The 11,312-nt window shown below is 34.9% G+C and carries 11 protein-coding genes and 1 pseudogene; 4 read left to right on the top strand and 8 right to left on the bottom strand.

The genetic code is table 11. The features are described 5' to 3' along the window. Positions 1-446, bottom strand: a pseudogene (locus Q0075_RS10200) (ATP/GTP-binding protein); the annotation flags it as partial. A gap of 95 nt (positions 447-541) precedes the next feature. Between Q0075_RS10200 and Q0075_RS10195 the strand changes: the two are divergent. Beyond that, complete coding sequence (locus tag Q0075_RS10195; protein ID WP_297869411.1) at positions 542-1,453, top strand: AEC family transporter; 912 nt, start codon at positions 542-544, stop codon at positions 1,451-1,453. 25 nt (positions 1,454-1,478) lie between these two features. After that, positions 1,479-2,876 (top strand): FAD-linked oxidase C-terminal domain-containing protein, encoded by a 1,398-nt coding sequence (locus tag Q0075_RS10190; protein WP_297869410.1) that lies wholly within the window; start codon positions 1,479-1,481, stop codon positions 2,874-2,876. On the opposite strand, the gene Q0075_RS10185 is transcribed toward Q0075_RS10190, so the two are convergent. The 7 genes from Q0075_RS10185 to Q0075_RS10155 all read right to left on the bottom strand — a co-directional run bounded on the left by Q0075_RS10185 (position 2,877) and on the right by Q0075_RS10155 (position 9,538). Beyond that, positions 2,877-3,152, bottom strand: a complete 276-nt coding sequence (locus Q0075_RS10185) for a hypothetical protein (protein WP_297869409.1) — start codon at positions 3,150-3,152, stop codon at positions 2,877-2,879. A 2-nt stretch (positions 3,153-3,154) separates the two neighbouring features. Then, the gene (locus Q0075_RS10180; protein WP_297869408.1) at positions 3,155-3,559 is read right to left on the bottom strand and encodes a hypothetical protein; all 405 of its coding nucleotides are present in this window, start codon (positions 3,557-3,559) and stop codon (positions 3,155-3,157) included. Position 3,560: 1 nt separating this feature from the next. Next, on the bottom strand, positions 3,561-4,133 hold the full coding sequence (locus Q0075_RS10175) for a hypothetical protein (protein WP_297869407.1): 573 nt from the start codon (positions 4,131-4,133) through the stop codon (positions 3,561-3,563). Positions 4,134-4,218: 85 nt separating this feature from the next. Next, on the bottom strand, positions 4,219-7,566 hold the full coding sequence (gene secA, locus Q0075_RS10170) for a preprotein translocase subunit SecA (protein ID WP_297869406.1): 3,348 nt from the start codon (positions 7,564-7,566) through the stop codon (positions 4,219-4,221). Positions 7,567-7,653: 87 nt separating this feature from the next. Continuing rightward, positions 7,654-7,875, bottom strand: a complete 222-nt coding sequence (locus tag Q0075_RS10165) for a DUF2795 domain-containing protein (protein ID WP_002986941.1) — start codon at positions 7,873-7,875, stop codon at positions 7,654-7,656. Between the two features lie 167 nt (positions 7,876-8,042). Next, positions 8,043-8,612 carry a cob(I)yrinic acid a,c-diamide adenosyltransferase gene (locus Q0075_RS10160; protein WP_297869405.1) on the bottom strand — a complete coding sequence of 190 codons (570 nt, stop codon included), beginning with the start codon at positions 8,610-8,612 and terminating at the stop codon, positions 8,043-8,045. A 47-nt stretch (positions 8,613-8,659) separates the two neighbouring features. Beyond that, on the bottom strand, positions 8,660-9,538 hold the full coding sequence (locus Q0075_RS10155) for a PPK2 family polyphosphate kinase (protein WP_297869404.1): 879 nt from the start codon (positions 9,536-9,538) through the stop codon (positions 8,660-8,662). Positions 9,539-9,620: 82 nt separating this feature from the next. Between Q0075_RS10155 and Q0075_RS10150 the strand changes: the two genes are divergently transcribed. Both Q0075_RS10150 and Q0075_RS10145 read left to right on the top strand, forming a co-directional pair. Beyond that, positions 9,621-10,448: a hypothetical protein gene (locus tag Q0075_RS10150; protein ID WP_297869403.1), complete on the top strand. Its 828-nt coding sequence runs from the start codon at positions 9,621-9,623 to the stop codon at positions 10,446-10,448. 175 nt (positions 10,449-10,623) lie between these two features. After that, on the top strand, positions 10,624-11,157 hold the full coding sequence (locus Q0075_RS10145; protein ID WP_297869402.1) for a sigma-70 family RNA polymerase sigma factor: 534 nt from the start codon (positions 10,624-10,626) through the stop codon (positions 11,155-11,157). Positions 11,158-11,312: the final 155 nt, after the last annotated feature.

The following is an 11,312-nucleotide window of genomic DNA, read 5'->3' as shown; positions in this document are numbered from 1 at the left end:
TTTTCATCTTTTACCAATTCTTCCATTCGGGTTTTATCGCCCAAAATACTTCCGTGACTGATAGACGAACTCGGGTCAACCGCCAAAACAGCTACTTTCTTTCCGATAGAAGTTAAATATTTTCCAAAAGCTTCAATGAATGTACTTTTTCCAACACCTGGAACTCCCGTAATTCCTATACGAACCGAGTTATTTGCATGTGGCAAACAACCTTTTATCACTTCATTCGCTTTGGCTAAATGTTCAGGATTCGTACTTTCAACCAAAGTAATAGCGCGACTCAATGCGGTTTTGTCTCCTTTTAAAATTCCAGCAATCAATTCCTCAGCCGAAGGTTGTTTTCTTCGGAATTGTTGAATTTGAGTCGCTACAACCGTACTCAATGTTTCGGGTTGTTCTACGCCGTGAATTTCGGAAAGTGCCGATTTTTTATTTGGTTTTTTCAAAAGAGTTTTGCTTTGTGTAAAAATACAAAAAATGTAGGAATATGAAACATCGAAATCTCAAGGTTTATTACCTTTGTATTCTCGATTTTCGACACATGGAAAACATCATTCTTTTATTTTTATGTTTGATTTTAGGAGTTACGCTTCAAAAAGTACCGCAATTTCCTAAAAACGCTTATCAGAGTTTGAATCAATACGTGATTTACGTTTCGCTTCCAGCTATGGCATTGTATTACATTCCGAAAATTACGATTTCATTGGCTCTGCTTTATCCTTTAGGAATTGCGTGGTTAGGTTTCGGATTATCGTTTGTGTTTTTCTATGCTTTGGGAACCTATTTCAAATGGTCGAAAAAGTTAATTGGCTGTTTGATTTTGACTGGTGGATTGAGCAATACTTCGTTCGTAGGATTTCCAATTATCGAAGCTTTGTATGGTGCAGATGGATTAAAAACCGCCATTATCGTTGACCAACCTGGTTCATTCGTAGTGGTAACTACTTTGGGAATTTTAGTTGCCGCGAGTTTTTCAAGAGGTAATTTAAGTACTTCTGAAATCTTGTTGAAAATCATCAAATTTCCACCATTTATCGCTTTTACAATTGCTTTATTTTGTACGCTTTTTACTTTAGAATTTCCTGAAGCGTTGCAAAACTCCTTCTTACGAATCGGAAATACCGTAACACCTGTCGCACTAGTAGCCGTTGGTTTGCAATTAAAAATTGATACGCGAAGCAAACATTGGTCGTTTTTAACCTTAGGATTACTTTTCAAATTAATTCTAATGCCTGCATTTTTCTTCTTGCTTTACAAAATTGCATTAGACGGAAAAGGATTAGAAATTGATGTTTCCATCATGGAATCTGCAATGGCACCGATGATTACGGGAGCAATTTTAGCCTCTAACTATGGATTAAAACCAAAGTTAAGTAGCATGATGATTGGGATTGGAATTCCGTTGTCGTTGATTACTATTGCTATTTGGTATTGGGTTTTAAGTAGTTTTTAATATCTTTACTTTTCAATTTTACACTATGAATCCTGAAATAATACTGGCACTTGAAAACATTGTAGGTTCTGCTTATATTTTTACTGATGAAGCTACTCGAAAAACGTATGGACATGATGAAACGGAAGATTTGAGTTTTCCGCCTCATGTAGTGGTGAAACCTGCTAATACCGAAGAAGTTGCGCAAATTTTAAAAGTTTCCAACACTTATAAAATTCCGACAACGCCGATTGGTGCACGTACGGGTTTGAGTGGTGGTGCTTTATCGATTTATGGTGGCATTGCGATTTCAATGGAACGCTTTAATAAAATCATTGAAATTGATGAGAAAAACCTTCAAGTTACTACCGAACCTGGAGTAATTACGCAAGTGTTAAGAGAAGCTGTTGCTGAAAAAGGCTTGTTTTATCCTGTTGATCCAAGTAGTATGGGAAGTTGTTTTATAGGTGGCAATATTGCCGAAAACTCTGGTGGTGCGAGGGCTTTGAAATATGGTGTTACCAAAGATTATGTATTAAATTTAGAAGTCGTTTTACCAACAGGCGATATCATTTGGACAGGCGCTAATACCTTGAAAAATTCTACTGGTTACAATTTAACGCAATTGATGGTGGGTAGTGAAGGAACTTTAGGAATCGTGACTAAAATTGTATTGAAATTATTACCTCAAAACAAACATAACGTATTGCTTTTGGTTCCGTTTTATAAAGCGGAACAAGCGTGTGAGGCGGTTTCAGCAATTTTTAGAGCGGGAATTATCCCAAGTGCTTTAGAGTTTATGGAACGTGATGCTATTGATTGGACTTTGAAATTTGTCGAGGATTTGAATGTGGAAGTAAAAGACAACGTTCAAGCCCATTTATTGATTGAAGTGGATGGGAATTACCCAGAAATTTTGATGCAAGAAGCTGAACAAATTTTGGCTGTGGTTGAACAATTTGAAATCGATGAAGTATTGTTTGCCGACACCGAAGAACAAAAAAATGCCCTTTGGAAAATGCGTCGCTCTGTAGCAGAAGCAGTAAAAGCGAATTCCATTTATAAAGAAGAAGATACCGTTGTTCCAAGATATGAATTACCAAAACTATTAAAAGGCATCAAAGAAATTGGAGTAAAATATGGTTTTCATTCCGTTTGTTATGGTCATGCGGGCGATGGTAATTTACACGTCAACATCATCAAAGGCAACATGACCGATGACAATTGGAAAACGGAAGTCCCAAAGGGGATTCGTGAAATTTTTGAATTGACAGTTGGTTTAAAAGGGACTTTATCAGGTGAACACGGCATTGGATTGGTACAAAAAAACTACATGGATATAGCGTTTTCAAAAGTACATCTGGAATTAATGGAGCGCATAAAAGCCATTTTTGACCCGAATAATGTGCTGAATCCTGGAAAAATTTTTCCTGATGGGGAATGATTAATCTAATGTTTTTGCGAACTTTTTAAAAATTACAAATCCAATTAAACTTCCGATTAAAAAAGAAACAATGAAATTTGTTAAATTTGGTTCTGGATGTCCATTGCTAGCGGATGACGCACTAAAGAATAAACCCATAAAATAATTCATTTCATGTGAATGATAATAACAAGGGTCAGGAATTAGAAAATCGTACAACCAAGTAAAACAAAAAACATGAAATACAATTCCACCAATAATTATAAATAACCATTTATTAAACTTTGTATTTTTCATTTTTACTTTGAATTCAAAAACTCCACCAAATTTGCATCTGCATTTTTAAACGTTGGCGGTTGCTCGATAATACTGGCTACGCGCTTTTTATTTAATTTCATGGTGATATCGGCTTCGGTAGTAAACAATAAAGCAGATAAAAACGGATTGTTGATGTGCGGAATTAACTCGGATTCTAAATCATCTAATTTGCAGATTTTTACCAATTCTTGCTTTACAGTAGTGTAAATCTTATACGTCATCGACAATTTTAAGATGTTGTTTTCTACGATAGTTTTTACGTAAATGTTTTGTAATTCGGGTTTTCCAACGGTTTTAGCAAGGGTTAATTTAGCAAAAGTTCCATCTGCAATACTAGCTCTAACTTGGTTGAAAAATTCGGTATAGGTGATGTTATTTTCGTTCATATTACAATCCTAAAGCTTTTAAATTTTTTGCATCAAATAACATTGAAAACATCTTGTTCTCTTTGTCTTTATTTAAAAATTTCCATTGGTTTTTAGTCAAATCATCCGCAACTGCGATTAATGTAGAACGCATTTCGATACGGAATGTATTAGTAAGTTTATCATACGTTACTTTATCTGCTTCCATTGATGATTTAAAAATATCCGTCATTGATTCTGCATCATCCATCGGTTCTTTAAATTTAATTGTCATTACGTTATTGTAATTCACCATACAAAACGATTTTCCTTCAATTTTCTTGATTTCACCAAATGAAAAATTAGGCTCTACTTCCACTAACTTTATTGAAAATTGCTCGTTTTCCATCATTTGACCAAACATTTTTTTCATTTGGTCTTGCGGAATAATATCAAACACTTTTGGATAGGTAGTAGCGAAAATATCGTCAAAATTCATATTTACACTCGCTTTGTATGATTTTAAAGCTTCCGTTTTTAACGAAGCCATATCTTGTGCTAAGATGGTGATGGTTTGAAAAAGAAAGAATGCGAAGAATAGAATTTTGGTTTTCATTTTGTTTGATTTTAATTTTATCAAAGATAAAAAATCCCCAACTACTTTTAGTAATTGAGGATTAGTTTATTTCTGTGATTTTAGATTATTCGTTTACCAAAACCCATTCACCAGAAGCTAACATGCTTTCTGCTTTTTTGTATTTCATGGTTTCGCTTTTTCCACTCATTACGTGTTTGATAGTAACGGTGTCATTACGATTGATTTTTGGCATTTCTCTAGTAATCGTTTCTGTAACTTGAGGTCTTTGACTTGCCATTTCGCCTGCTTTTTTTGCTTCTGAAGCTGGTGCATCTAAATCCTCTTTAGTCTCAGTGTATTTTTCTTGACGAGTTTCTTGTCTTGCCTCCTGAATGTTTTCATTACGATGTGGTAAATCTCCTTTGAACAAGAACGAAATTACTTCTTTATTCACATCGTCAATCATTTTCTTGAACAAGTTGAATGCTTCAAATTTGTAAATCAATAATGGATCTTTTTGTTCGTGAACCGCTAACTGAACCGATTGTTTCAATTCGTCCATTTTACGTAAGTGTTTTTTCCAAGCTTCATCCACAATTGCTAACGTGATGTTTTTCTCGAAATCTGCTACTAACGAACGACCTTCAGTTGTATACGCTTTTTCTAAATCAGTAACTACGTTTAAAGATTTAATTCCATCTGTGAAAGGAACAATAATTCTTTGGTACTGACCATTATTGTTTTCGTAAACATTTTTGATAATTGGATACGCTTCACGTGCATCTCTAGCAATTTTCTCCTCATAATGAGCTAAAACTGCTTTGTATGTTTTTCCAGTAATTTCTCTTGCTGATAATTTTGCAAATTCCGCTGGTGTAACTGGTGCACTGATTGAGAAGTAACGAATCAATTCAAACTCGAAGTTTTTGAAATCTTCTGCTAGTTTGTTTTGTTCTACTACTAATTCGCAAGTATCGTACATCATGTTTGCAATATCCACTTTCAAACGTTCTCCGTGTAAAGCGTGACGTCTTCTTTTGTATACTACTTCTCTTTGTGCATTCATTACGTCGTCATATTCTAACAAGCGTTTACGAACCCCAAAGTTGTTTTCTTCTACTTTTTTCTGTGCTCTTTCGATAGATTTTGTCATCATCGAATGTTGAATTACTTCACCTTCTTTTAGACCAATTCTATCCATAACTTTCGCTACTCTTTCTGAACCGAATAAACGCATTAAGTTATCTTCCAAAGACACGTAGAATTGTGAACTACCCACATCTCCTTGACGACCCGCACGACCTCTTAACTGACGGTCAACACGACGCGAATCGTGACGTTCCGTTCCGATAATTGCTAAACCACCTGCTTTTTTCACTTCGTCAGATAATTTAATATCGGTACCACGACCTGCCATATTCGTTGCAATCGTAACTACTCCAGGCTTACCTGCTTCCGCTACAATTTCCGCCTCACTTTTGTGCATTTTAGCATTCAATACGTTGTGTTGAATACCTCTTAATTTCAACATTCGGCTTAATAATTCCGAAATCTCTACTGATGTTGTTCCAATCAATACCGGTCTTCCTGCATTTGATAATTGCACTACATCTTCGATTACGGCGTTGAATTTCTCACGAACCGTTCTATAAATTAAATCGTCTTTATCCTTACGAGCAATTGGACGATTCGTTGGAATTTCTACTACGTCTAATTTGTAGATTTCCCAGAACTCTCCTGCTTCGGTTGAAGCTGTTCCCGTCATACCTCCCAACTTATTATACATACGGAAATAATTCTGTAAGGTAATAGTTGCGAAAGTTTGAGTTGCCGCTTCGATTTTTACGTTTTCTTTAGCTTCGATTGCCTGGTGTAAACCATCCGAGTAACGACGACCATCCATGATACGTCCTGTTTGCTCATCTACAATCATTACTTTATTATCCATGATAACGTATTCCGTATCTTTTTCGAATAAAGTATACGCTTTTAATAACTGCGTTAACGTGTGAATACGCTCTGATTTTACAGAGAAATCACGGAATAATTCTTCTTTTTTCTCAGCTGCTTCTTCTGGAGATAAATTTTCTCTCTCGATTTGGGCAATTCCTGTTCCAATATCTGGTAAAACGAAGAATTGAGAATCCGTATCTGTTGATAAAAACTGAATTCCGTTATCTGTTAATTCAACCTGATTGTTCTTTTCTTCGATAACAAAGTACAATGCTTCATCAATTTTTGGCATTTCTCTGTTGTTATCTTGCATGTAGTAATTCTCTGTTTTTTGAAGTAATTGTTTTACTCCTTCTTCCGATAAGAATTTGATTAACGCTTTACTTTTTGGTAATGCTCTATGTGAGCGTAATAAATAGAAACCAGCGTCTTTTGAATTTCCTTCTTTGAATAAACGTTTTGCTTCTGTTAAACAATCTGTAGCTAATTTACGTTGTAGCGTAACTAAGTTTTCAACTTTTGGTTTTAATTCTAAGAACTCGTGACGATCTCCTTGCGGCACCGGACCAGAAATAATCAATGGCGTTCTAGCGTCATCAATTAAAACCGAGTCAACCTCATCGACAATAGCATAATTGTGTTTGCGTTGTACCAAATCTTCAGGAGCATGCGCCATGTTATCACGAAGGTAGTCGAAACCAAATTCGTTGTTTGTTCCGTATGTAATATCAGCATTATAGGCTTTTCTTCTTTCTGGAGAGTTTGGTTGATGATTATCAATACAATCAACTGTCATTCCGTGGAATTCGAACAAAGGAGCTTTCCAAGTACTATCACGACGCGCTAAGTAGTCATTCACGGTTACTAAGTGAACTCCGTTTCCTGTTAACGCATTCAAGTATAAAGGAAGTGTTGCTACTAAAGTTTTTCCTTCTCCCGTTTGCATTTCGGCAATTTTACCTTGATGCAACACGACTCCACCAATCAACTGAACGTCGTAGTGAATCATATCCCAAGTGATGGCTTTTCCTGCAGCATCCCAAGAGTTTGCCCAAGTAGCATTATCACCTTCAATATTAATATATGGTTTTGTAGCCGATAACTCTCTATCTTTTGGAGTAGCGGTTACAGTAATCGTTGTATTGTCTTTGAAACGACGAGCAGTTTCTTTCACTACTGCAAACGCTTCTGGAAGAATTTCGTTTAATACTTTCTCAGAAATTTCATAAGCTTCTTTTTCAATTTTATCGATTTCAGCATAAATATCTTCACGAGCATCGATATCTTGTGTTTGCTCAGCATCTTGCTTTAAAGAAGCAATTTTTGCGTCTTTTTCAGCGCGAGCATTTTGAATTTTAGCTTTGAATTCGGCTGTTTTAGCTCGTAATTCATCATGAGATAATGCTTGTAAAGCACTCTCAAAAGATTTTACTTTGTTAATAAGTGGTTGAATCGCTTTTACATCTTTCTCCGATTTGTCTCCCACAAAAGCTTTCAATATGGAATTTATGATACTCATAATTTTTTATTTTCTAAATAGGTTTGCAAATATAACCACAAAAAAAGTCTCAGTAAAGAGACTTGTTTCTGTTGTGTTTATTTATTTTTAATATTCATCCTCATTCCAAAGATAATCTTCGTCAGTAGGATAATCAGGCCAAATCTCTTCCATTGATTCATAGATTTCTCCTTCGTCTTCTATAGATTGTAAGTTTTCCACTACTTCTAATGGAGCTCCAGTTCTGATAGCATAGTCGATAAGTTCATCTTTGGTTGCTGGCCAAGGCGCATCACTTAAGTATGACGCTAATTCTAATGTCCAATACATCTTTTATCGATTTAAGTTTATGCAAAAATAAATTTATTACCCAATAAGGCAAGTTTTTTTTTACTTTTTTTATTAAAATTTAAGAACGTTTTTTTTTAAGTACTCAAAACATGACTTTTCATCACTGTTTTCAAGCATTATAAACACTTAAAACTGATTACTGAACACTATTTTCTAGGAATCCATTGTATTTCGTCAGCGTTCAAATCATGAGACAACTTTCGTGCCAACACAAAAAGATAGTCAGAAAGTCGGTTTAGGTACTTAATTACGCGTTCATCTGTGGGTTCTATGTCATTCAAATGTACCGCTAAACGCTCGGCTCTACGGCATACGCAGCGTGCAATATGACAATATGACACGGTTGTGTGTCCGCCTGGCAAAACAAAATGTGTCATTGGCGGTAACGCTTCTTCCATTCTATCGATTTCGTTTTCTAAAAATTCGATATCAGATTCCACAATTCCAAGATTTTGCAAGCGTGGTTGACCGTTTTTCATAGTCTCTTTTTCTGGTGGTGTTGCTAAAATGGCACCAACGGTAAACAATCGGTCTTGAACTTCAATTAGGACATTTTTGTATAAATCACTCATGTCTTGGTCACGAATTAATCCGATATGTGAATTTAATTCATCTACCGTTCCATAACTTTCGATTCGGATATGATGTTTGGGTACACGTGTTCCACCAAATAATGCTGTGGTTCCGGTGTCGCCTGTTTTTGTGTATACTTTCATTATACTTTGTAATTTTAAAATTAGATAAGACAAGTCGTGACTTGTCTCTACATTTTTTTTAATTGTGTTCTATACTCTTCAATATTCGCTTTTACTTTTGGATCTAATTCGGGTTCGGTGATATCGGTTAATTTTTCCATTTCTTCCCAAATGGTTTTGGCAACAATATATCTCGCCACACCTTTATCGTCAGCGGGAATAATATACCAAGGCGCAAAATCAGTTGATGTTTTATTAATTGCCTCTTCGTAATATTTCATATAATCGTCCCAACGTTCACGTTCTTTTAAATCGCCTGTTGAGAATTTCCAATTATCTTCTGGATTTTCTAATCGCTTTAGTAAACGTTCACGTTGTTCGTCTTTACTCATATGAAAATAAAACTTCAGAATTTTTGTTCCATTTTGCGAAATGTGTTTTTCGAAATTCACGATTTGTTCCATTCGGTTCTCCCAAAATTGAGGTGTGATGTCTTCCACTTTTTCAATTCCTGGTAAGTTTTCAAACAAAATATATTCGGGATGCACTCGCGTTACCAATACATTCTCATAGTGCGTGCGATTGAAAACAGCAAATTTTCCTTTTTCGGGCAAAGCCAAATAATGTCGCCATAAATAATCGTGCTCTAATTCGGTAGAATTAGGCGTTTTAAAACTATGCACCACTACGCCACGTGGATTAAATTCCTTGAAAACCTCACGAATTAAACTGTCTTTTCCGCTGGTATCCATTCCTTGTAAGCAAATTAAGAACGCATGACGATTGTGCGCGTACATGGCATCTTGCTTTTTAGAAAGTTTCTGTTGGATTTTATCTAAAGCTAATTCTTCTTGTTCTTTCTCGGTATCAATAGGAAGTTTGGTTAGAAAATCATCTAACTTAATTTTACCTTTCACTTTAAAATCTTCAATATTGATATTTTCCATCGTTGTTGGTTTTAAATCTCTGTAAAAATAGTACTTTTAGAGGCTAATTTGCGCTAAAATTTGTTAACTCTTTTGTAAAAATATGGAAAATTTTAAACTTACTAACTTCTTCACAATAAAAGGTATTTCGGCTGCATCAGGATTGGTGTATTCCCAAAATGTTTTATTTGTAATTTCCGATTCCAGTAGTTTTTTGTACCAATACGACATCGATAAAAAACTTTTGCTCAAATTTCCATTGGTAAAAGAGGCAAAAGAGAACATAGAAAAAGCTAAAAAACTAGATTTAGAAAGCATCACGCAACATGGAAATCAGTTAATAATGTTGGGTTCAGGTTCAACCCAAAAACATAATACAATGTTCTCTTTAGATTTGGGTTCAGACACTTTACAAACGCAAGATTTAACCGCATTATACCAAAATTTAAAAACCGTTGGTTCGTTTTCGGATGACCAATTGAATATTGAAGGTGCCATTTATGCGCATCAAACGATGTTGTTGTTTCAAAGAGGCAATTCAAAAAACAGTCGAAATGGTATTTTTATTATTCCAAACAACCAAGAAGATGGCATTCGATTTGTGCCGATTTTACTTCCAACTTTAGATGATGTTGAAACCACTTTTACTGATGCGATTTTGGTTAACGATAAAATTTATTTCTTGGCTTGCGCCGAAAACACCGAATCTACTTATGAAGATGGTGAAGTTTTAGGAACCATTTTAGGCATCATGCACGCACCGACATTTGAAATTATTGATGTGCAATTATTATCGGAACATCAGAAATTTGAAGGTATTACGCTTTACAAGGAATCAGAAAATGAATTAGAATTTTTATTGTGCGAAGACAATGATACGGAAACTACTGAAGCCGAGATTTATAAATTAACGTTGAAAACTGAAAACTAATTTCTGAACACTGAAAACTTTTTTAACTTCTTCCCAACCTTTTACCAACTTTTATGCTCTATATAAAAAAGCGAAGTCAAGTTCAAGTTCAATGTCAAGTTCAAGTACAAAAAGCTAAAACAAATTGAACATTGAATTTGCACTTGAACTTGATTTTTGAAAATAAAAACATTTTATGGATGTAAAACACATACAAGGCTGCCGAAAACAAAACCGCGAAGCACAACGCTTGGTGTATGAAATTATGGCACCCAAACTCTATCGTTTGTGCAAACGGTATTTAAAAAAGGAGGAAGAAATAGAAGAAGTATTGGCCGATGCTTTTTTTACCCTATTTACAAAAATTGAACAATTAAAAGAAGATTTAGCTTTTGAAGCTTGGGCACGAAAAATAACGGTAAATAATTGCCTTTTACAAATAAAAAAGAATATCAATTTTAATTTGTATTTGGAAGATGTAAGTTATAATTCGCAACCTTTAGCTGATGAAGTCACTGATTTAGAAGAAGAAGATTTACTCAATTTACTCCAATATATACCCGATGGCTGCCAAACGATTTTTAATTTGTTTGTGATTGAAGGTTATTCGCACAAAGAAATTGCCGAACAATTGGGAATAAGTGAAGGAACATCGAAATCGCAATTGAATGCAGCGAAAAGTAAATTAAAAGAATTGGTAAGAACTTTTTATTATCAAAAAGCAAAATAGTCATGGGAACAGAAGAAAAATTATATAAAAAAATACAACAAGCTGCCGAAAACGCCGAGCAAAAAGACTTTCCAAGCATGGAAAAGATTTGGGCACGAGTGGAAGACAAAATGGAAACCCAAACGCTTCAAAAAGAGAAACATTTGTGGAAAAAA

The sequence above is a fragment of the uncultured Flavobacterium sp. genome (assembly GCF_937967675.1).
In the GTDB taxonomy this organism is placed as follows: Bacteria; Bacteroidota; Bacteroidia; order Flavobacteriales; family Flavobacteriaceae; genus Flavobacterium.
The sequence above is the reverse complement of the archived record's forward strand: the minus strand, read 5'-3'. Positions and strand labels throughout refer to the sequence as shown.